The following is a 19,490-nucleotide window of genomic DNA, read 5'->3' on the forward strand; positions in this document are numbered from 1 at the left end:
AGACATACTGGGAATCACATGCAGACAGCCCTTCGTACCTCCCTTCCGGACACCGAACTCGCCAGCCGGGCCAATTTCGCGCCTCACGCCCGCGTCGTGCGCGAGGAGCGCCCGGTGCAGACCTCTGGCCTGCCGCTCAGCATCTGCGGCCTGCGCAAATCCTACGGCGACAACGAGGTGCTGCGTGGCATCGACCTGCAGATCCCCGCCGGCCAGTTCGTCGCCATCGTGGGCAAGAGCGGCTGCGGCAAGAGCACGCTGCTGCGCCTCATCGCCGGCCTGGAGAAGTTCGAAGCCGGCAGCATCTCGCTGGGCGACGCGGTGAAGCCCGAGGATATCCGCGTGATGTTCCAGGAGCCTCGGCTGTTGCCCTGGGCCCGCGTTCTCTCCAATGTCGAGGTCGGCCTTGGCCGCGATCGTCCATCCAGTGATGCGCATACACGCGCCGATAAGGCGTTGACCGAAGTCGGACTGACCGACAAGCGCGACCAGTGGCCCTCGGTGCTGTCGGGCGGCCAGAAGCAGCGCGTGGCGCTTGCCCGCGCGCTGGTCTCGCGCCCCCGCGTGCTCGCCTTCGACGAGCCGCTTGGCGCGCTGGACGCGTTGACCCGCATCTCGATGCAACGGTTGCTGGAGCGCGTCTGGCGCGACCAGGGCTTTACCGCGATCCTGGTGACCCACGATGTCGCCGAGGCGGTCGCGCTGGCCGACCGGGTGCTGGTGATCGAGGAAGGGCGGATCGCCCATGACGTCGTGGTTAACACGGCCCGGCCCCGCCAACGCGGTTCGGCCGAGCTCGCGGGTCTCGAAGGCTCGATCCTGAGCCACCTTTTGTCGGCGGACGATCGTACCTAGATAGACAGGGACCCCGCTTGGGGACGAAGCCATGAATGTAGTGCCCCGCGATCTCATGACCGAAAATGCCGTCTCCTCCGCCGATTTCCGCGGCGCCATGCGCCACCTTACCGGCGGCGTCAGCGTCATCACCGCCGGACGGGGCAAGGACATCACCGGCATGACCGTCACCTCGGTCAGCTCGTTCTCGGTCGATCCGCCGACGCTGATCGTCAGCATCAACCGCGACGCCTCCTCCTTCCCGCTGATCCGGCGCCACGGCGCCTTCGGCGTGAACATCCTCGCGGCCGATCAGCTCGACATCGCCGAGCGCTTTGCCGGCAAGGGCGGGCTCAAGGGTGCCGATCGTTTCGCGGGCGCCAGATGGGTGACGGCGGTCTCGGGTGTTCCGCTGCTGGTTGGCGCATTGTCCGCCGTCGATTGCGAGGTCGAAGAGATCTTCGAGCGCCATTCGCACGGGATCATCATCGGGCGTGTCAGAGACGTCAGGAATTCGACCCGCAACGCTGCGCTGGCCTATTGGCACGGCCAGTACGTGGCGGTGGATCAGGACGAAGACGCACTCCGGCTTGCGGACGTCAGCGTTCCCACCCAGGTACGGCGCGGCATTTGATCGCCGCCGGCGACAGGCCGTGCAGGCTGGCGTTTTCCTCCTCATCGCTCTAGAAGCGCTGCCTGAGCCTCCCGCCGGGACAGCAATGGAGCGCAATGATGAAACGCGTCGCGACCTGGGCCTTCTATGCGGTCGGCGCGCTCGCGATCGCCTATCTCGCGCTCTATGCCTATGCGATGTTCAGCGGCCATCCGATCGTGCCGGGCGACCCCATCCAGATCTTCCGCAGGCCGGATGCGCCGAGCTATTCGTGAGGTTTTCGCGGGCGGGCGCGGCACCTGTTTTTACCCCCGCAAGATCGCCAGCGCCAGCGCCTGTGCGCGCGGCACGATGCTGTCGAGCTCGAGATATTCCTCCGGCGAGTGCGCGAGCCCGCCGACCGGGCCGAGCCCGCAGATGGTCGGTGTCCCGACCGCGGCGGTGAAGCCGGAATCGGCGCAGCCGCCGGAGAACTCGCCCTGGAGCGTGGTGAGGCCGGCCTGCCTTGCGGCGGCCTGATAGTTCTCGAACAGCGCCCTTGAATCGGCGCTCTGTACCACCGGCACGAACTCGCCTTTGACCGTCAGCGTCGCGCTGGTGCCAGGAACGTAGGACGTCGCGATGATGGTCTCGATCGCGGCCATCACCCTCGCGCGGTCCGCCGGATCGACGTAGCGCAGGTCGATCTGTCCTTCGGCGTAAGGCGCCGTCGTGTTGACGGACTGCCCGCCCGAGACGAGGCCGACATTGAGCGTGATGCCCTTGTCGAGATCAGTCAGCGCGTGGATATGGACGATCTTGTGCGCGAGCTCGCCGATCGCGCTGACGCCGGCGGCGAAATTGGCGCCGGAATGCGCGGCTTTGCCGGTGATCGCGACATGCATGAAGATGCCGCCCTTGCGCCCCGTGACGATATTGCCGGTCGGGCGGCCCGGCTCGGAATTGAACACGGCGCGCGCGGCGCGCCCTTCGCGCTCGATCACCGGCCGCGAGGAGGGCGAGCCGATCTCCTCGTCCGAGGTGATCAGCAGCTTGATCGGGTGCGGGTTGCCGCCGAATTTGTGGAACGCGGTTGCGACGAATATGTTCATGACGACGCCGGACTTCATGTCGGCAACACCAGGACCATAGGCGCGCTTGTCTTGAATCGTGAACGGACGCCGCGCGGCCTCGCCCTTGCCGAACACGGTGTCGCGATGTCCCATCAACAGCACCGGCTTCTCGTTGCTGCCGGGCTTTGCGACTTCGGCATGGATGGCATCGCCGAATGTGGCATGGCTTTCGCGCCGGAACGGAATGCCATGCTCGGCGAAATGCCGCTCGAACCGCGCCCCGACCGCATCGACGCCTTCCTTGTCATACGACCCGGAATCGATGTTCACGACATCGCGCAGCAGGTCGATCATCGCCTGCCGCTGCGTCGCCAGCCAGTCCGTGATTTGAGCTTGAGACATGTTGACCCTCGCGTGGTTCTCACGCGGGTTATAGGGCCTAGCGCCGGTGTGACCTAGTCGGAGAACGCGGTGCGGCCATGTCGCCGGTCCACGGAATTGGACGCACCGTGCCTTCCACGTCGTCCCGGCTTTCGCCAGAACGAAGTTGAGCGTGTGGCAACCGGCTAACGCCTCGGCTCCGCCATCGCTTCCACGCCGCGAAGCTGCGTGGCGACGGTCAGCGCGCCGATCTTCCGGCCCATCTCCTTGCCGATCTCGGTCGAGAACCGATAGTGAAAGCCGGCCCAGATACGGGCGTTGGAGACTTCGTCGCTATAGTCCTGGAGCCGCGTCCATTTGCGGGTGACGCCTGGTGCCGTGGGGCTGGTCACCGAGAACTCGCCGAAATCTCCAACGATGGTCTGGAGCACGGTCGAAATCGCTGCCGACGTAATGCAGTGAGCACAGGGATATTCCGGATGCATCGGCGTGTCCCCCAGCGGCAGCCAGGATGCGTCGCGAGGCGTCGCTGCGTTCGATGTCAGGTCGGCGTTGCGTATGGCCGTGATCGGCCGCCAGAAATTGTAGTGGTACTTCGCGTCGAAAACGGCGACGAAGGCGTCGTTGCCGGCAATTGAGGTCAGCGCGTACAGCCGGGCGCAGTCGACGAGATCCATGCCCTTGGCCGTTGCCGCCTGCCTCACGATCGGATTGTAGGTGCGGGCACCGACAAAGAACCAAAATCGACCGACCGTGGTTTGCTCGGGCGTCCGGATCACACTTGTTCGGCTGCCGACCTCGCGGATTTCGTTGACGTCCCGGGTCCACAGCTCTGAACCGAGCGCCGGCGGCGGGCCGGGGCGATACTGAGATCCGGACGTCATGACCCAGGGCGTCGTCGCGCCCGCGATCGAGAACAGCGGGACGGTCGTCGGAACGTAGGCACCCGCCGTTGTCAGGGGCCGGTAAGTTTCAAGGGCGGCGCTGCCATCGTTCTCACGAAGCGCGATGATCTGCATCGCGGCCTCCTTGCCGAGGCCGATGCCCGCGATCTTGGACTCGCCGTCGGCGATCGGCACCAGAGAACTCGTCAGCGCCGCATCCAGCTCCGGCTTGAGGTCCGGATAGAGCGACAGCAGCACGTCGTGAGCCGCAACTGCGGCCGCAGCTTCCCGCGACGTCGAACGATCCGCGGATAGGGCAAGCTTGTAAGGCGCGTACCGGCGATCGATCGCGTTGACCGCCTCGAACATCGCGACGTGCATCATAGACAAGGCACGGCTGTGGGGCGCTGGAAGGATTTGCTTTTCAGTGGCGATCGCGTCGGCCTTTGCATTCCAATCCATGATCACGTCGGCGCGCGCAAGCGGCGCCGACGCTGCGAGCAGCGTTACAATCAATGAGAGGCGGAAGATGGTCCACGACGAGTTCTTCATGGGATGCCCTTTCGATGTAAAGGACGTTTCGCGAGACCAATGCGGCTCTGCCCGACATCACGTCGCGCGGCTCGAGGACTTTAACCATCTTGTTGTGGTTTGATTGTGAACTGCTTCACGCGGCGGAAGAGTAGCTCCGAATGAGTCGGCGTGGCTTACCGTTCGCACTGAGTAATGGATCCTGACTTTCGCCGGAAGCCACGGATTGTGGTGACTGCTTTGCGTTCTTCTCAAAGAAAAATGCCCGGGACCATCCCGGGCATTCGTTTCTCTCAGTCAGCGTAGAGCGCCTACGCCCCCACCATCGGCATGCGTGGATATTCACCCGGCGTTCCCGCTGGCGTGATCGGAATGCCGCCGTCGGAATATTCGTTGAGCTTGTTGCGCAGCGTACGGATCGAGATGCCCAGGATATTGGCGGCATGGGTCCGGTTGCCGAGGCAGTGCTTCAGCGTCTCCAGGATCAGGTCACGCTCGACGTCGGCGACGGTGCGGCCAACCAGGGCCCGCGTCACCTGCTCGGCGGCCATGGTGGCATGGGCCACGGCCGGCACGGTTTTGGCGAGGTCGAGGCGGTCGCCGTCGGGCGTGAGGATCGCATCGGCGCCGATCTCGTCGCCCTGCGCCATCAGGACTGACCGGTGCATGGTGTTTTCGAGTTCGCGGACGTTGCCCTGCCAGCGGTTGGTGGACAGCACCCGGCGCGCTTCCGCCGAGATCGGGCGCATCGGCACGCCATTGGCTTCGGCGTATTTCTTCACGAAGTGCTGGGCGAGCTCGAGAATGTCGGCGGGACGCTCGCGCAGCGGCGGGATCTTCAGGTTCACGACGTTGAGCCGGAACAAGAGGTCCTCGCGGAACGTGCCCTCGCGCACCGCGTCCACCAGGTTGCGGTTCGAGGTCGCGATGATGCGGATGTCCACCGGGACGGGCTTGGTGCCGCCGACACGGTCGATCACGCGCTCCTGGATGGCGCGGAGCAGTTTCGATTGCAGGCGGACGTCCATCTCCGAGATTTCGTCGAGCAGCAGCGTGCCGCCGGTTGCCTCCTCGAACTTGCCGATGCGGCGGGCGATCGCGCCGGTGAAGGCACCCTTCTCGTGGCCGAACAGCTCGGACTCCAGCAGATGCTCGGGGATCGCGGCGCAGTTGATCGAGATGAACGGGCGCTTGGCGCGGGCCGAGCGGGTGTGGACGTAGCGAGCCAGCACTTCCTTGCCTGTCCCGGATTCGCCGGTGATCATCACCGAAGCGTCCGAGCCTGCGATCTGCTGGGCGAGCTTGATCACCTTGGCCATCGCCTCGTCGCGATAGACCAGCTCGCGGGAATCGTTGGCGACGGCAGCCAGCACCGCCGCGATCAGTTCCGGGTCCGGCGGCAGCGGGATGTATTCCTTGGCGCCGGCGTGGATCGCGGCGACCGCGGCGCGGGCGTCGTTGGTGATGCCGCAGGCGACGATCGGCGCGTGGATGTGCTCGGCCTCGAGCCGCATCACGAGATCGCGGATGTCGAGGGCGACGTCGACCAGCAGCAGGTCGGCACCCTTGCCGCCGCGCAGCACGCGCATTGCCTGTTCGTTATCCTCGGCGTGGGTCACGGTGGCGCCGTTCGCCATCGCGATCTTGGTGGCGGTGGTGAGCTGGCCCTTCAATGTGCCAACGATGAGAAGCCGCATATCAGTCTCCTGTCCGTCTGGACGCGCTGCCGCGCGTCGTCGCTTTAGGCGCGTTCAGTCTTGATGATTTCGGTCATGGTCACGCCGAGCTTGTCCTCGACCAGGACCACTTCGCCGCGGGCGACCAGCTTGTTGTTGACATAGATGTCGATGGCCTCGCCGACGCGCCGGTCGAGCTCGAGCACGGTCCCGGGTCCGAGCTTCAACAGCTCGCTGACGTCCATCTTGGAGCGGCCGAGCACGGCCGAGACCTGCACCGGAACGTCGAACACGGCCTCGAGGTCGGCGGCGGCGCGCGTCGCGTATTCGTCCTCGTTGTAGCCGACGTCGGTGCCGGTAGGCGGCATCGGGCCGTTGAGATCGGGCAGCGGGACCTGTCCGTCAGTGTCGCTCATGGCTTAACTCCCCCTGCGGGACGCAACATAGCGTCCCACCATTTCGTCGATCTTGGCCGTGATGGCGGCGCGCTCCAGCACGACGCCGCCATCGGCCCATTCGATCCGGCAGTCGCCGGTGGCAATCTCGGGTTCGGCCAGAATCACCAGCCGGCCTTCGAAGCCGTTCTGCCTGGCCAGGCGCTCGATGTTCTCGCGCGCGGAATCGTAGAGCGCGTCGTTGATGCGGACGACGAGATGCGGCGTCGCGACCAGATGCGAGAAGCAGTCCTTGACCAGCGCGACGATCTCGCCGAGCGGCTCGGCGGCGACCAGATCGGCGCACAGCTTGCGCGCCACCGCGACCGCGACGTCGACCGCCTCGGTTTCCATCTTGGATTCGATGTTGCCGATGCCCGAAGCGATGCCGCGGATGGCGATGTTGATCTCTTCCATGGCGAGCGCGACACGGCGGTCGCTCTCGGCCTTGGCCTCGCGCTGGCCGGCGGCGAAGCCGTCCTGATAGGCGCGCGCCTCGGCTTCCGCGACCTTCTGGGCGATCTCGGCCGCGGTGGCGGCCTTCTCGCGCGTCCGGTCGGGCGCGGCGAAGTCGTTGTCGAACAGGAATTTTGCCGGAGCGGCCATCAATACACCAGCTCGTCGTCGGCGCGGTTCTTGGTCAGCATGATCTCGCCCTTGGCGGCGAGATCCTTGGCGAGGTTGACCAGCAGCGCCTGAGCCTCGTCGACGTCGCGCAGGCGGACCGGGCCCATCGCCGCCATGTCGTCCTGGAGCATTTTTGCCGCACGCGAGGACATGTTGCCGAAGAAGAAGTTGCGGACGTCCTCGTTGGCGCTCTTGAGCGCGACGCCGAGCTTGTCCTTGTCGACGTTGCGCATCAGGGTCTGGGCGGAGCCGGAGTCGAGCTTCACGAGGTCGTCGAAGGTGAACATCAGCGCCTTGATCCGCTCGGCCGATTCGCGGTTGTCCTCTTCCAGCGAGGTGATGAAGCGCGTTTCGGTCTGGCGGTCGAAATTGTTGAAGATTTCCGCCATCACCTCGTGGGCGTCGCGTCGGCGGGTCTGTGACAAATTGGACATGAATTCGGTGCGCAGCGTCTTCTCCACGCTCTCGATCACCTCCTTCTGCACCGCCTCCATCTTCAGCATGCGGTTGACGACGTCGAGCGCCAGGTCCTCCGGGAAGATGCCGAGCACGCGCGCGGCGTGTTCCGGCTTCAGCTTCGACAGCACCACCGCGATGGTCTGCGGATATTCGTTCTTGAGATAGTTGGCGAGCACCTCTTCCTGCACGTTGGAGAGCTTCTCCCACATGTTGCGGCCGGCGGGGCCGCGGATTTCGTCCATGATGCCGTTGACGCGCTCGGGGGCCAGGTATTGCTGGAGCAGCCGTTCGGTGGCGTCGAAATTGCCCATCAGCGCGCCGGAGGCCGACATCCGCGAGACGAATTCGAGCAGCATGTCCTCCACGGTGTCGACCTCGACAGTGCCGAGCGTCGACATTTCCAGGGAGAGCTGGCGCACCTCGTCGTCGTCGAGCAGCGACCAGATCTTGCCGCCATATTGCTCGCCGAGCGCCAGCATCAGGATCGCGGCGCGCTTCGGCCCCGCCACCGCTTCGGTCTTCGCGCCTCCGCGGCTGCCCGCACGCTGACCGAGCGTGGAGATCACGCTGGTGATGTCGTTGGAATTGGCGTTTTGCAGGGCGGCGGCCATATCAGATCACTTCTCGATTATTTCGTGGGTTCGGTCAGCCATTGGCGGATGATGGCGACGGTCTCGTTGGGATTGCGCTCGGCGAGTTCGCCGACGCGATGGACGGATTGGGCATGGACCTGGCCCTGGACCGTGGCGACGTCGATCGCGCTCGCGGCGCCGCTCGGCAAGAGCGCCTGGCTGGCAGGCGCGGCCTCGTCGCTCGCCGGACCGGTGAGGGCGCCGGAGATGGCGGCTGCGACTTCGTCGGATGCCAGGATGCGCTTGACCAGCGGCCGGACCACCAGGAACAGCACGACCAGGCCGAGCAGCATCATCACGCCGAGCTCGACGAAGTACATGACGTCGTCCTTGGTGAACTGGAGCATGCCGAGTAAGCCGCTCGGCTCGGCGATCGGGGGGGTGGAGGGGGCATCGGCAAAGCGCAGATTGACCACCTCGACCTGATCGCCGCGCTTCTGGTCGAAGCCGATCGCCGAGCGCACCAGCGTGGCGATGCGGTCGAGCTGCTCCTTGGTGCGGTCCTGGTAGGCCAGATCGCCCTTCTCGTTCTTGGAGTAGATGCCGTCGACCAGCACCGCGACCGAGATGCGGTTGACCCGGCCGGCCTCGGTCACCTCGGTCTTGGTGGTGCGGGAGATCTCGTAATTGTTGGTCTCTTCGCTCTTCTTGCTCTGGTCCTTGGCCGCAACGCCGCCGTTCTGCTGGTTGCCCGGCAATTCGTTGTTGACGGTGACCTGGCCGTTGTTGTCGGCGGTCATGCTCTGCTCTTCGCGGGTCTGGCTCGAGCGCAGCACGCGGCCTTCGGGATCGTACTTGTCCGAGGTCTGGGTGACCTTGTTGAAGTCGAAATCGGCGGAGAGCTGGACCCGGGCGCGTCCCGTCCCCACCACGGAGGAGACGATGTCCTCGACCTGCTTGCGCATCCGCTTCTCGAAGGCGGTGCGGCGCTCGTCGCCGATCTGCTGGTCCGGATCGGTCTGGGCGCCGTCGGCGAGCAGCTGCCCGGTCTCGTCGACGATCGAGACCCGCTGCGGCTTCAGCCCGTTCACGGCCGAGGCGACGAGGTGGCGGATGGCGCGGATCTGCTGGGCTTCCAGCGCGCCGCGGACCCGCACCACGATCGAGGCCGACGGCTCCGGCGCCTCGCGCGAGAACAGCGGGCGCTCGGGCAGCACCAGATGGACGCGGGCGGCCTGGATGCGGTCGATGGCGCGGATGGTGCGGGCGAGCTCGCCTTCCAGCGCGCGGAGATGGTTGATGTTCTGGACGAAAGAGGTGGTGCCGAGCGCATCCGACTTGTCGAACACCTCGTAGCCGACGCCGCCGCCCTTGGGCAGGCCGCCCTCGGCGAGCTTCATCCGCAGCCGGGTGACCTTGTCCTTGGGCACCATGATGATGGTGCCCTCGTTGCGCAGCTCGAACTGGATGCCCTGACGCTCCAGGTCCTTGATGATGCCCGAGGAGTCCTCGACGCTGAGGTCGGTGAACAGCGTCGTCATCTGCGGCGTGGTGACGCGCATGATGACGAACGCGAAAAAGCCGACGAGCGCGGCGGTGACCGCGATCATCGCCCCGAACCGGGCGGCTCCGATACCCTTCAGAAAGTCCGCAAGACCTTGCAAGCAACCGCCCCGACAGATTCGGCTGCTTTCACAGGAAAGGCCGACTGGGCAATTATTGCCTAGGTGATGGTTTCGATATGGTTAACGAAGGTTAAGAGCTGCGACAAAAGTCGCGCCAAAACGAAGCATGAAAAAAATCGGCCTCGCAAGACGAGGCCGATTTTCGTCAAAAGCCGCAGATTTCCGGATTGCCTACTGGCGATATTGTTGGATACGGGTGGTGCGAAGTCCCGCCAGACCATGCTGGTCGATCGAAAACTGCCAGGAGAGGAATTCGTCAACCGTCAGCGTGTAACGGCTGCAGGCCTCCTCGAGGGAGAGAAGACCGCCACGAACTGCGGCGACGACCTCGGCCTTGCGGCGGATGACCCAGCGTTTGGTGCCGGGTGCAGGCAGATCCGCAATCGTCAACGGACTACCGTCCGGCCCGATGACGTATTTTACCCTCGGGCGATGGGGTTCTGTCATGGCGTACTCACAAACTCTCAACCACTGAACTCACTCAGGAACCCTACGCGCGCCGGCTTAAAAATCCGCTAAGCCTAAGGCTTCAATACAATTCTCGTTGAAAATGGCTGGAACGCAGCCGACTCGGCCGGCGGGACGGTGCGTCCAGGCGGGCCGAAGGGGGTGTTCGTAAATACTTTACTAACAAACGAGGCCTGCGCGGGGTGTCGCAGAGCCTCAATTGTCGTCCTGGCGAACGCCAGGACCCATTACCCCAGGGAGGAGTCGCTACAACGACTCGGGGTTACTTCGTCGAACCAAACGACTTCGGTGGTTTCGCCAGGACGACACCGAATATCCAGCGGCATTCCGCCTTTAATTGCTGGCCGTCGCGATGATGCTCTTGACCTGGCTCAGCGTGTAGCTGGCGCCGTCGATGGTCAGCAGCGGCGGCGACTGGGTCAGGTCGACGGATGACACCGTGCCCTGCACCTGCGCGGCGATGCCGACATTGTTGTTGGCGACATCCTTGCCCGTGGCCGAGATCGTGTACTTGCCGTCGGGCCATTGCGTGCCGTCATTGCCCTGGCCGTTCCAGGTGAACGGAACGTCGGTGCCGGCGCCGGCGGTGTATTTGCCGGTGAACACGGTCTGGCCGCTGGCATTGGCGATGGTGATGTCGACCGTGGCGTCGCTCGGCACGTTGAGATGCCAGGTCGCCGACGAATTCGTCATGGTCCCGGTGGTGCCGTCGACCAGGGCGGTCTTGCCGACGAAGCCCAGCGCCTGGGTCGCCTGCGTGGTCTGCTGCAGCGTGACGAGCTGGGACAGCGAGTCGTTGGTCTTGAGCTGCTGCTCGACCCCGGCGAACTGCACCAGCTGCTGGGTGAACTGGTTGGTGTCGAGCGGATCGAGCGGGTTCTGGTTCTGCAGCTGCGTCGTCAGCAGCGTCAGGAAGGTCTGGAAGTTGCCGGCGAGCGTCGCGCCGGTGGTCGAGCCCAGGCTTGGGTTCGACGAGGATTTCGGCAGGTCGGTCGTGCCCGAGACGACGGACGGGGCGGTGGCGGCATTCGTGGTGGTCATGATCGAATACTCCTCACACTCTGATGTCGACGCCGCTGCTCGATCCGAGCATGCGGCCGTAGCTGCGCCCGACCGGGGCCGCGGGAACTGCGTCCTCGTCGCTGACGATCAGCCGGCGGGCATTGCCGCCATTGTCGTTGTTCTGGCCGGAGTTCTGGCCCGATGAATTCTGGTCGCGCAGGCTGAAGGACAGCCCGTTGCTGCCGGTCTTGAGGCCGGCATCGTCGAGCGCGCGCTGCAATTGCGGCGCGTCCTGCCGCAGCATCTGCAGCGTCTCCGGCTTCTCGACGGTGAGATGCGAGGTGACCTGTCCGTTGCGGTCGACATTGATGCGGACGTCGATGCGGCCGAGGTCGAGCGGATCGAGGCTGATGTCGAACCGGGTCTTGCCCGCGCGTGCGGCGGCGGCAATTTCGATCGGCACGCCTGTGATCGGAATGGCCGTATTGGTGGCTGCGGTCGCCGTGAGCGTCGCGGTCGATGCGGTCGCGGCCGAAGTCGTATTGGTCAGCGACGCCTGCACGGCCGAGGCCGCCTGCGCGCCGGTGTCGGTGGTGGAGACAGCGGCCTGCGTGCCCGCATGGGCATGCGGTGCTGCCGTCGCCGGTGCCGCATCGGCGGTGCGGTCGGAAGTCCCAGCCTTGGCGTCGGTCGCGTTCGCGTCGATCGGCGGCTTGTCGGCGTGCGGATGCGCCGCGTTGGCGGACGCTGCCGTCGCCGAGGTCTGCGCGGCGTTGGCCTTGCCGGTGTCCTGGCCGATATTGGAGACGTCGCTGGCGCCTTGCGCAGTGACTGCGGCCTTGAACGAGGTTTTTGGCGTGCCCTGGTCGACGGCGGCGATCAGGCCGCCATTGGTCTTGGCATCGGCCGCGGTCGAATCGGTGGTCCCGGTCGCGGTATCGGCCAGCACTGCCGAGGTGTCGGCATCGACCTTGGCGCTTGCGGTCTTGGCGCTCTTGTCGCCCGGCGTCGCGGTATCGGTCTTGGTGCCGGCGATCTGCGCTGCGATGGATGCGCTGGCGGCGATGCCGGCGGCGGCAATCGTCAGCGGCGAGGAGGCGGAGCCGGCGGCTTGGTTTGCAGCCGCGTTGGAATCGACCGGCACGGCGACCACGAGTGCATTCGGATCGGATACGGCGGCCTGCGTCGCGTCGACTTGCGCGGCGGCGGCGGTATCGACGGCGGCGGCGAGGCCATCGATGCCGCCGGCCTTGTCCGCATTGGTCTCGTCGGATTTGTCCGCAGATTTGTCGGCCGATTTGGCGTCGGACGCCTCCGGCTTGTCCTTGGTCTTGCTATCAGCCTTGGCCGCATCAGCCGTCGAGTCGTTCTTGGCGTCGCTCTTGGCGTCGTTCTTGATGTCGTTTTTGGCGGGCGCGGAATTGTTGGCGTCGTCGCTGGCCTTGCTCTGCGAGGACTGGTCGCTCGCTGAGCGATCGCGCGGGCTCTTGTCGGAGGCGGAGGACGAGGAATCGGTGCGGCGCGGGGAGTCCTGCACGGAGGACGCCGCGCTGTCGCTGATCGCCTGGGTGTTGCTGTCCACCAGCGAGCCAAAGGAGTCGTTGGACGTGTCTTTCGGCGCTTGCGACCGGGCAGGCTTTTGCTGCGCGCTTGGGACTTGCACGCTTGCCACGACATCTGACGTTCGACCGACCACAGGCAACCCCTTGGAAACATCTTCGCCATGAGAGGTAGCAAGGAGCGGGCCACCCTTGTGGTAGGAATTTTATCCAATCAAATCAATGCGTTGACGAATTCGCGCCCCGCCGCGGAGCCTCCCAAAGCCCCGCCATTTCTGCCTCCCCGGCAAGAATTGCCGTAAACCTTGCGGGGTCCGTGATTGCTTCACCGGAAGGCCGCCTGTATTAAAGAGAGAGCTCTCAACCGCTTTCGACCGGGCAGGCCGCGCCCTTCGGGAACTCTCGGTTCCCGGGGATTGCCTTTGTCCCGCCGGAAGCACCCAGCGGATCGCCCAACGCCGCCGTCCACAACGCTTTAAGGCCCATGCTCAACAGTCTGGATCTCGAAGGCCGTCCTGAGGATACCAGGGTCGTCGTTGCCATGTCAGGCGGCGTCGATTCATCGACGACGGCTGCGCTTTTGAAGGCGGAAGGCTACGACGTTGTCGGCATCACGCTGCAGCTCTATGACCATGGTGCGGCGACCCATCGCAAGGGCGCCTGCTGCGCCGGCCAGGACATCCACGACGCCCGCGACGTCGCCGCCAAGCTCGGCATTCCCCATTACGTGCTCGACTACGAGGATCGCTTTCGCGAATCCGTCATCGACAATTTCGCCGACAGCTACGCGCTCGGCGAGACGCCGGTGCCGTGCATCGAGTGCAACCGCTCGGTCAAGTTCCGCGACCTCTTGAAGACCGCGCGCGAGCTCGGCGCCACCGCGCTTGCCACCGGCCATTACGTTGCCTCGTGCCGCCGCGACGACGGCTCGCGCGCGCTGGTGTGTGCCGCCGACGCCGATCGCGACCAGAGCTACTTCCTGTTCGCGACCACGCAGGAGCAGCTCGATTATCTGCGCTTTCCGCTCGGCGACATGACCAAGCCCGAGACGCGCGAGCTGGCGCGGCGCTTCGGTCTTGCCGTCGCCGACAAGCACGACAGCCAGGACATCTGCTTCGTGCCGACCGGGCGCTACACCGACATCATCACCCGCCTGCGGCCGAACGCGATGGACCCCGGCGACATCGTCGATCTCGACGGCCGCGTGCTCGGCCGGCACAACGGCATCGCCAATTTCACCATCGGCCAGCGCCGCGGCCTCGGCATCGCAGCCGCCGCGCCGCTGTTCGTGGTGCGGCTGGAGGCCGCCAACCGCCGCGTCGTCGTCGGCCCGCGCGAGGCGCTGAAGATGCACCGCATCGTGTTGCGCGACGTCAACTGGATCGGCGATGGCGACATCGACCGCGCCATCGGCAATGGCCTCGAAATGTTCGTGCGCGTGCGCTCGACCCGCGCGCCCCAGCCGGCGTGGCTGCGCGGCGCGAACGGCCATTACGAGGTCGAGCTCGTCGCCGGCGAAGAGGGCGTTTCGCCGGGACAGGCCTGCGTGTTCTACGACGCACCTGGCGGCCAGGCCCGCGTGCTCGGCGGCGGCTTCATTCAAAGCGCCGCCGCGAAGGCCGCAAGCAGCACGACGAGGCCGCTCGCAGAAGCGGTCCGCGGCTAAGCGCATGATGCGCAAAATAAGAATCTAGGCAGGGCAGGGGGCATGGCAGCAGACATCTCGCGGGCCGGGGTCGAGAAGGCCTATGGCCGCTGGGCGCCGGTCTATGATCTCGTGTTCGGCAAGGTGTTCGACGCCGGCCGGCAGTCGACCATCGCCGAGGCCGATCGCATCGGCGGCCGCATCCTCGACGTCGGCGTCGGCACCGGGCTGTCGCTCTCCGACTATGCGCGCACCACGAAGATTTGCGGGGTCGACATCTCCGAGCCGATGCTGCGCAAGGCGCAATCGCGCGTGCGCGCGATGCGCTTGAGCAATGTCGAAGTACTCTCGGTGATGGACGCGAAGAACCTCGCCTTCCCCGAAAACTTCTTCGACGCGGTGGTCGCACAATACGTCATCACCGCGGTGCCCGATCCCGAAGGCACGCTCGACGAGTTCATGCGCGTCTTGAAGCCCGGCGGCGAGCTGATCCTGGTCAACCACATCGGGGCCGAAAAAGGTTTGCGCAAACTCTCCGAGCTCGCGTTTGCGCCGCTCGCCCGCCGCCTCGGCTGGCGCCCGGAATTTCCATGGCAGCGCCTGGTCGACTGGGCCGCAAAACACGGCGGCGTTACGCTGGCCGAGCGCCGCCCGATGCCGCCGATGGGCCACTTTTCGCTGATCCGCTACCTCAAATCGTGATCGGGGGTGCGGAACACGCGGGCTGACCCGCGCGTTTCCCTCCCATGCGCACGACATCAAACATCATTCTGGCCAGCCTCCTGATCGCCGCCTCCGGCGGCGCGATCGCGCAGGCTCCGCCCGCCCCGGCGACGCCGCCGCAAGCGACCGCGCCGCCATCCCCGCAGCATGCGACCAATTGCACGCCGCAGGACCGCCCGAACCGCTCGGCCGACGGCACCACCACCGGCCAGTCCCGGGAACCGCTCGGCGACAAATTGGCAAAATCGGACGGCGTGCTCTGCCCGCCCTCCGGCGTCGATCCCGAGATGCACGCCCCGGCGCCCAGCACGAACGGCGCCATGCCCGTCATCCCGCCCCCCGGCAGCCCCGGCGGCGACCCGACGGTGCGGCCGAAATAGCTCGTCGCGCCGAAGCCTTGGCGTAGGCGGAGCCTGTTCCGCATCCCAATCTCGTCGTCATGCCCGGGCTCGTCCCGGGCATCCACGTTCTTGTGGCCGGCCGGGATGGCCGGGACCAGCCCGGCCATGACGGATTCAGCGCCAAAAGGCCCAAATCCCCCGCCGACATGTCCCGCCGAAGCTTTAGCGAAGGCGGAAGCCTTGGCGAAGGTGGAAGCTTTGCCAAACTCGGATTGACAGCCCGCCGCCCCCTTCCTTATATGCCGCGCGTTCGCGAGGTCGGCTTGTTTCGGCCCTCGCGACCCTGTGGCGGGGTAGCTCAGCTGGTTAGAGCACGGGAATCATAATCCTGGGGTCGGGGGTTCGAGTCCCTCTCCCGCTACCAACGTTCCCCCCGACATAGCCATGTTCGGAAAGAGGCCCGGATTGCCGCACAACGCGGCGAGGCGGCCCTTGATGTCGATCCGAACGCACCGGTCATCTTCTGCGCTGGCTTTGGTCCCGATGCCGCCCGGTCGGCTTGGGCTGGCATGCACGATGATCGCCGTCACCAGCTCGCGGATGGTCGCAAACTCGGTCGGCGTGCCGCGCTTGAACTCGTCGGCTAGTTCCACAACAGCGCGCTTGTAACGGTCGAGCGCCTTGGGGTGCAGCGCGATCACGTTGTCGCTTTCCTTAGCAGCATCGAGCCGGGCGATGACCTTGGCCTTCTCAGCCTCAAGCTCCTGCATCCGGGCGACGAACTGTTCTGGCGGCATGCCCGAGATCACGATGGAGTCAACGATCCGCTTCATCTCGCGCCCGATCTCGCCGAGCCGCCGTTCCAGCCGGGAGCGTTCGGTGCTCGCCTCTTTCTTGAGCCGCTTGCGCTCGGCGTTATAGGCATCGACAAATTCAGTGATCACCTCGGGATGGGCGAGGTGCTGGCGGAGCCCCCTGACGGCGAGCGCCTCAATGTCGTCGAGATAAACGCGGCGACCATTTCCGCACGATCCGCTTTCCCTATGGGTTGAGCACTGCAAGCGGAGACCTTTCGCGTCGCTGCCGATTGACGCCATGCCGCCGCCGCACGAACCGCACCTGATCAAACCAGAAAAGACCCGCTTCGGCGCGCGCGCCTTTTGCGCGGTCGCCGGCGTGGCGTCACGGCGGCGCTCGGCCTTGACAGCTTGCGCGCCCCTGAACGTCGCATCATCAACGATGCGCAGATGCGGCGCCTCGACGATCTTGTATTGATCCTTTGGATTGGGACGCGAGAGACGCTTGCGCGTCACAGGGTCCTTGATCATGCGGACCTTGTTCCAGACGATCCGGCCGGCATACAGATCGTTCAGGATCAGCCCGCCGCCGCGCGACACGTTGCCGTTAATCGTTGATGCGTTCCATTGGCGCCCACGCGGCGGCCGCATACCACGCTTATTGAGATCGTTCGCGATCATGCGCGGCGTCTTGCCCGAGATGTAATCGGCGAAAATCTCGCGCACGATCTCGGCCTCGGCTTCGACGATCTCCAACTCGCCCGGCTTGCCCCGCACCGCGCGATAGCCATAGGCTCGGCCGCCGGCGTGCCGGCCATCGCGGATCACCCCCTCAAGTCCGCGACGTGTGTGGATCACGAGGTTTTCGATGAACATCTCGCTCATCAGCGCACGCAACGCGCCATCGAGCTTGCCGACCTTGCCGGACACGGTGTGCATTGACACGCCAAGGTGATCGAGATGCTTGCGGGCAGTGTGATAGTCGGCCTGATCGCGAAAAACGCGATCCAAATCTTCGGCGACAATCACATCGAATAGCCGTGCCTCGGCGGCGCGCATCAAGGCCTGGAAGCCGGGACGGTTGATCGCGCCGGTGCCTGAGATGGCCCGATCCTCAAACGTCGAGATCACCGCCATGCCCTCGCGACTGCAAAGGTCGCGGCACGATGCTACTTGATCGTCGATCGACTTATCGCTTTGCAGGTCGGAGGAGAAGCGGGCGTAAATGGCGGCGCGGATCATCGTCTTCGCTCGTCACAGGTTGGATGCTTGGCGGGTCGCGATCTCCGCCTGATGATCCTCTCGTGCCAGCCGTTTGGCAAGCTCCCGCACATAGCGGAGAATAGCCTCGTCTGCCCGATCCAGCGGTATCGTAGGAGTCATGCTGCCGTCAGACGCAATCGCGGCCGGCGCCCGCAACGGGCGATCCAGCGTCAACGACTCATCATCCTGATGATTGCGCTCCACCAGGAGCATCAAGCAAAACGCGCTGCTTCGCACAACGTCCAGCGAAGTTACGCCATGACGTGCAACGACTTCCAAAGACGCGTTGATAGCGCAGCGCCCTTGTTCATAAGACATCATATGGGGTGAGTTTTGAACAGGCGCTGTGGTTCCACCTTGTCGACAAGCAGCAAAGCCGGTGTATTTAGTTAGCTCCTTCGAGCGTTGTCCATTGCTGGCGCGTCTCGTCTAGAACAGGAGCTGACATGCGCAAGCCCAAACTGGTGCCTTTCCCCAATCTGAATGAGCGCGGCGTTCTGCTGGGTCGCCGGCAGATTGATCGCCTCGAAGCCCAAGGCAAATTCCCGAAACGCGTTCCGATCGGTGCCAACCGCGTGGGTTGGGTCACCGATGAGGTTGATGATTGGGTCAGTGCAGCGATTGCACGGCGCTCGCGCAATCTTGCGGCGCAAGCCCTGGCTGAGCGCGTCGCCTAGTCGCGGAAAGAAAAGGCGGCCTGCCAGCCGCCTCTCAATCGTCATCTCAGGAATTTTTAGAATGTTTGTCACTGATATAACGGCGCCCGCGTGCGCGCAAGCCAGCAGCACGAACCCGCAGGCCATCGGCCCGATTGAGTTCCTGACGGCGCTGTTCGCCTTCACCGAAGAGCCTGTCTACATCTGCTCATTCACCAACGAGCGCGGTGAAGGTGCCGAGCGGCACATCATGACGCGCATGCCGTCGCAGATCAGCGGGTTCATCAACAAGTGGGACAAACCGGGCCGGGGCCTGTTCTTCTGCGTCAGCGCGGTCGACCAGAGCGCGACCAAGCGCAACAAGGAGACGGTGTGCAAGACGACGTGCCTGCATGCCGACATCGATTTCAAGCTGGTCGACATCAAGGATGAGACCGCGCGCGAGGAGTGCCTGCGTCAGCTCGCGCGGCTGAGGTTTCCGCCGAGCGTGGTGGTGTTCTCCGGCGGCGGCCTGCACTGCTACTGGCTGTTCAAGGAGCCCGTCGAGACGCAAGCCAACATCGAGCGCATCGAGGCGGCGCTGCGCCAGCTCGTCGACGTGATCGCGGGCGACCCGCAGTGCTGCGAGATCGCGCGGGTGCTGCGCGTGCCCGGCACCCACAACACCAAGGACGGCGCCTGGACCGAGGTCGAGGTGCTGGTGTTCGAGCCGAGCCGCCGCTATGAACTCGACGACCTGGAGGAATGGTTCGCCGAACAGTCGCCGGTCCTGCTACTTCGTGAACGCGAGCTTGGCAAGACGGTCAGCGAGATCGATCCGTTCGCAGAGTACGCCAAGTCCATCGGCCACAAGCCGCCGATCGATGTTGAGCAGCGCTTGGCGCAGATGATTTACATGGGGTCTGGCGAAAGTTCGATCCATCAAACGCAAATCCAATGCGCCGCCGCGATGCTGTCGCGCGGCATGGCGGTTGATGAAGTTGTTCCGATCATCATGGAGGCAACGCGCGTTGCGGCTGGCGTGTATGGCTCGCGATGGAACTGGCGCATCGAGGAGCGCAACATCCGCCGTGACTGCGAAGGCTGGATCAAGAAACATCCGCCCGAAGTCAAAAAAGCCGACCGGCCGACGCTGAAGACCATGGAAGGCGGTAAAGGCGAGCAACAGCAACAGATGGTCGCCAGAGGCGGCGCGCCGTCCAAAATTGTGAAGCCGACCGATATCATCAAGAATAAAAAGGATGTGCCAGCCGTCGTGGTCGGTGCCCTGATCAATGCCGTGCGCCAG

General features: G+C 64.9%; 19 protein-coding genes and 1 tRNA gene. 8 read left to right on the forward strand and 12 right to left on the reverse strand.

Annotated features, from left to right (window positions below):
- Positions 1-18 precede the first annotated feature (18 nt).
- The 3 genes from IVA93_RS07305 (at position 19) to IVA93_RS07315 (ending at position 1,722) form a co-directional block, all read left to right on the forward strand.
- Complete coding sequence (locus tag IVA93_RS07305; RefSeq protein WP_018453879.1) at positions 19-855, forward strand: ATP-binding cassette domain-containing protein; 837 nt, start codon at positions 19-21, stop codon at positions 853-855.
- A 31-nt stretch (positions 856-886) separates the two neighbouring features.
- A complete protein-coding gene (locus IVA93_RS07310; RefSeq protein ID WP_026232615.1) occupies positions 887-1,468 on the forward strand; it encodes a flavin reductase family protein in 582 nt (193 codons plus the stop codon).
- A gap of 98 nt (positions 1,469-1,566) precedes the next feature.
- Positions 1,567-1,722, forward strand: a complete 156-nt coding sequence (locus IVA93_RS07315; RefSeq protein WP_007596165.1) for a hypothetical protein — start codon at positions 1,567-1,569, stop codon at positions 1,720-1,722.
- Positions 1,723-1,752: 30 nt separating this feature from the next.
- On the opposite strand, the gene IVA93_RS07320 is transcribed toward IVA93_RS07315, so the two are convergent.
- From IVA93_RS07320 to IVA93_RS07365, 10 genes are all read right to left on the reverse strand, one after another.
- Complete coding sequence (locus IVA93_RS07320) at positions 1,753-2,901, reverse strand: M20 family metallopeptidase (RefSeq protein WP_085349193.1); 1,149 nt, start codon at positions 2,899-2,901, stop codon at positions 1,753-1,755.
- Positions 2,902-3,065: 164 nt separating this feature from the next.
- A complete protein-coding gene (locus IVA93_RS07325; RefSeq protein ID WP_018453883.1) occupies positions 3,066-4,316 on the reverse strand; it encodes a vanadium-dependent haloperoxidase in 1,251 nt (416 codons plus the stop codon).
- Positions 4,317-4,606: 290 nt separating this feature from the next.
- Entirely contained in the window at positions 4,607-5,992 is a 1,386-nt protein-coding gene (gene flbD, locus IVA93_RS07330; protein ID WP_026232617.1) for a sigma-54-dependent transcriptional regulator FlbD, read from the reverse strand.
- A gap of 44 nt (positions 5,993-6,036) precedes the next feature.
- Positions 6,037-6,387, reverse strand: coding sequence for a flagellar motor switch protein FliN (fliN, locus tag IVA93_RS07335; RefSeq protein ID WP_007596160.1), 351 nt, complete (start codon positions 6,385-6,387; stop codon positions 6,037-6,039).
- Between the two features lie 3 nt (positions 6,388-6,390).
- Complete coding sequence (locus IVA93_RS07340; protein WP_018453885.1) at positions 6,391-7,011, reverse strand: FliH/SctL family protein; 621 nt, start codon at positions 7,009-7,011, stop codon at positions 6,391-6,393.
- Positions 7,011-8,102, reverse strand: a complete 1,092-nt coding sequence (gene fliG / locus IVA93_RS07345) for a flagellar motor switch protein FliG (RefSeq protein WP_018453886.1) — start codon at positions 8,100-8,102, stop codon at positions 7,011-7,013. The genes IVA93_RS07340 and fliG overlap by 1 nt, the downstream gene beginning before the upstream one ends.
- Before the next feature lie 17 nt (positions 8,103-8,119).
- Entirely contained in the window at positions 8,120-9,727 is a 1,608-nt protein-coding gene (gene fliF / locus IVA93_RS07350; RefSeq protein ID WP_085349194.1) for a flagellar basal-body MS-ring/collar protein FliF, read from the reverse strand.
- A gap of 192 nt (positions 9,728-9,919) precedes the next feature.
- Positions 9,920-10,195 carry a CtrA inhibitor SciP gene (sciP, locus tag IVA93_RS07355; RefSeq protein ID WP_002714638.1) on the reverse strand — a complete coding sequence of 92 codons (276 nt, stop codon included), beginning with the start codon at positions 10,193-10,195 and terminating at the stop codon, positions 9,920-9,922.
- A 354-nt stretch (positions 10,196-10,549) separates the two neighbouring features.
- On the reverse strand, positions 10,550-11,257 hold the full coding sequence (locus IVA93_RS07360; RefSeq protein ID WP_018453889.1) for a flagellar hook assembly protein FlgD: 708 nt from the start codon (positions 11,255-11,257) through the stop codon (positions 10,550-10,552).
- Between the two features lie 13 nt (positions 11,258-11,270).
- Entirely contained in the window at positions 11,271-12,914 is a 1,644-nt protein-coding gene (locus IVA93_RS07365) for a flagellar hook-length control protein FliK (protein WP_026232619.1), read from the reverse strand.
- 347 nt (positions 12,915-13,261) lie between these two features.
- Here IVA93_RS07365 and mnmA point away from each other — a divergent pair, with 347 nt between their 5' ends.
- The 4 genes from mnmA (at position 13,262) to IVA93_RS07385 (ending at position 15,910) form a co-directional block, all read left to right on the forward strand.
- Positions 13,262-14,443: a tRNA 2-thiouridine(34) synthase MnmA gene (mnmA, locus tag IVA93_RS07370; RefSeq protein WP_247542152.1), complete on the forward strand. Its 1,182-nt coding sequence runs from the start codon at positions 13,262-13,264 to the stop codon at positions 14,441-14,443.
- 42 nt (positions 14,444-14,485) lie between these two features.
- Positions 14,486-15,124 (forward strand): class I SAM-dependent methyltransferase, encoded by a 639-nt coding sequence (locus IVA93_RS07375; protein ID WP_018453892.1) that lies wholly within the window; start codon positions 14,486-14,488, stop codon positions 15,122-15,124.
- A gap of 44 nt (positions 15,125-15,168) precedes the next feature.
- Positions 15,169-15,525, forward strand: a complete 357-nt coding sequence (locus IVA93_RS07380) for a hypothetical protein (RefSeq protein WP_018453893.1) — start codon at positions 15,169-15,171, stop codon at positions 15,523-15,525.
- Positions 15,526-15,833: 308 nt separating this feature from the next.
- Positions 15,834-15,910 (forward strand) — tRNA-Met (locus tag IVA93_RS07385).
- Here IVA93_RS07385 and IVA93_RS07390 read toward each other — a convergent pair.
- Together IVA93_RS07390 and IVA93_RS07395 are read right to left on the reverse strand one after the other, a co-directional pair.
- Complete coding sequence (locus IVA93_RS07390) at positions 15,867-17,525, reverse strand: recombinase family protein (protein WP_083926350.1); 1,659 nt, start codon at positions 17,523-17,525, stop codon at positions 15,867-15,869. The genes IVA93_RS07385 and IVA93_RS07390 overlap by 44 nt on opposite strands.
- A gap of 12 nt (positions 17,526-17,537) precedes the next feature.
- Positions 17,538-17,867 carry a hypothetical protein gene (locus tag IVA93_RS07395; RefSeq protein ID WP_157642898.1) on the reverse strand — a complete coding sequence of 110 codons (330 nt, stop codon included), beginning with the start codon at positions 17,865-17,867 and terminating at the stop codon, positions 17,538-17,540.
- Between the two features lie 125 nt (positions 17,868-17,992).
- Between IVA93_RS07395 and IVA93_RS07400 the strand changes: the two genes are divergently transcribed.
- On the forward strand, positions 17,993-18,223 hold the full coding sequence (locus IVA93_RS07400; RefSeq protein WP_018453895.1) for a helix-turn-helix transcriptional regulator: 231 nt from the start codon (positions 17,993-17,995) through the stop codon (positions 18,221-18,223).
- Positions 18,224-19,490: the final 1,267 nt, after the last annotated feature.

Origin of the sequence: Bradyrhizobium sp. 155 (assembly GCF_023101105.1) — a bacterium.
In the GTDB taxonomy this organism is placed as follows: domain Bacteria; phylum Pseudomonadota; class Alphaproteobacteria; order Rhizobiales; family Xanthobacteraceae; genus Bradyrhizobium; species Bradyrhizobium canariense_D.

Coding starts and splice junctions, on each gene's coding strand:
- IVA93_RS07305 (WP_018453879.1), top strand. CDS start 19: ATGCAGACAGCCCTTCGTACCTCCCTTCCGGACACCGAACTCGCCAGC.
- IVA93_RS07310 (WP_026232615.1), top strand. CDS start 887: ATGAATGTAGTGCCCCGCGATCTCATGACCGAAAATGCCGTCTCCTCC.
- IVA93_RS07315 (WP_007596165.1), top strand. CDS start 1,567: ATGAAACGCGTCGCGACCTGGGCCTTCTATGCGGTCGGCGCGCTCGCG.
- IVA93_RS07320 (WP_085349193.1), bottom strand. CDS start 2,901: ATGTCTCAAGCTCAAATCACGGACTGGCTGGCGACGCAGCGGCAGGCG.
- IVA93_RS07325 (WP_018453883.1), bottom strand. CDS start 4,316: ATGAAGAACTCGTCGTGGACCATCTTCCGCCTCTCATTGATTGTAACG.
- flbD (WP_026232617.1), bottom strand. CDS start 5,992: ATGCGGCTTCTCATCGTTGGCACATTGAAGGGCCAGCTCACCACCGCC.
- fliN (WP_007596160.1), bottom strand. CDS start 6,387: ATGAGCGACACTGACGGACAGGTCCCGCTGCCCGATCTCAACGGCCCG.
- IVA93_RS07340 (WP_018453885.1), bottom strand. CDS start 7,011: ATGGCCGCTCCGGCAAAATTCCTGTTCGACAACGACTTCGCCGCGCCC.
- fliG (WP_018453886.1), bottom strand. CDS start 8,102: ATGGCCGCCGCCCTGCAAAACGCCAATTCCAACGACATCACCAGCGTG.
- sciP (WP_002714638.1), bottom strand. CDS start 10,195: ATGACAGAACCCCATCGCCCGAGGGTAAAATACGTCATCGGGCCGGAC.
- IVA93_RS07360 (WP_018453889.1), bottom strand. CDS start 11,257: ATGACCACCACGAATGCCGCCACCGCCCCGTCCGTCGTCTCGGGCACG.
- mnmA (WP_247542152.1), top strand. CDS start 13,262: ATGCTCAACAGTCTGGATCTCGAAGGCCGTCCTGAGGATACCAGGGTC.
- IVA93_RS07375 (WP_018453892.1), top strand. CDS start 14,486: ATGGCAGCAGACATCTCGCGGGCCGGGGTCGAGAAGGCCTATGGCCGC.
- IVA93_RS07380 (WP_018453893.1), top strand. CDS start 15,169: ATGCGCACGACATCAAACATCATTCTGGCCAGCCTCCTGATCGCCGCC.
- IVA93_RS07390 (WP_083926350.1), bottom strand. CDS start 17,525: ATGATCCGCGCCGCCATTTACGCCCGCTTCTCCTCCGACCTGCAAAGC.
- IVA93_RS07395 (WP_157642898.1), bottom strand. CDS start 17,867: ATGATGTCTTATGAACAAGGGCGCTGCGCTATCAACGCGTCTTTGGAA.
- IVA93_RS07400 (WP_018453895.1), top strand. CDS start 17,993: ATGCGCAAGCCCAAACTGGTGCCTTTCCCCAATCTGAATGAGCGCGGC.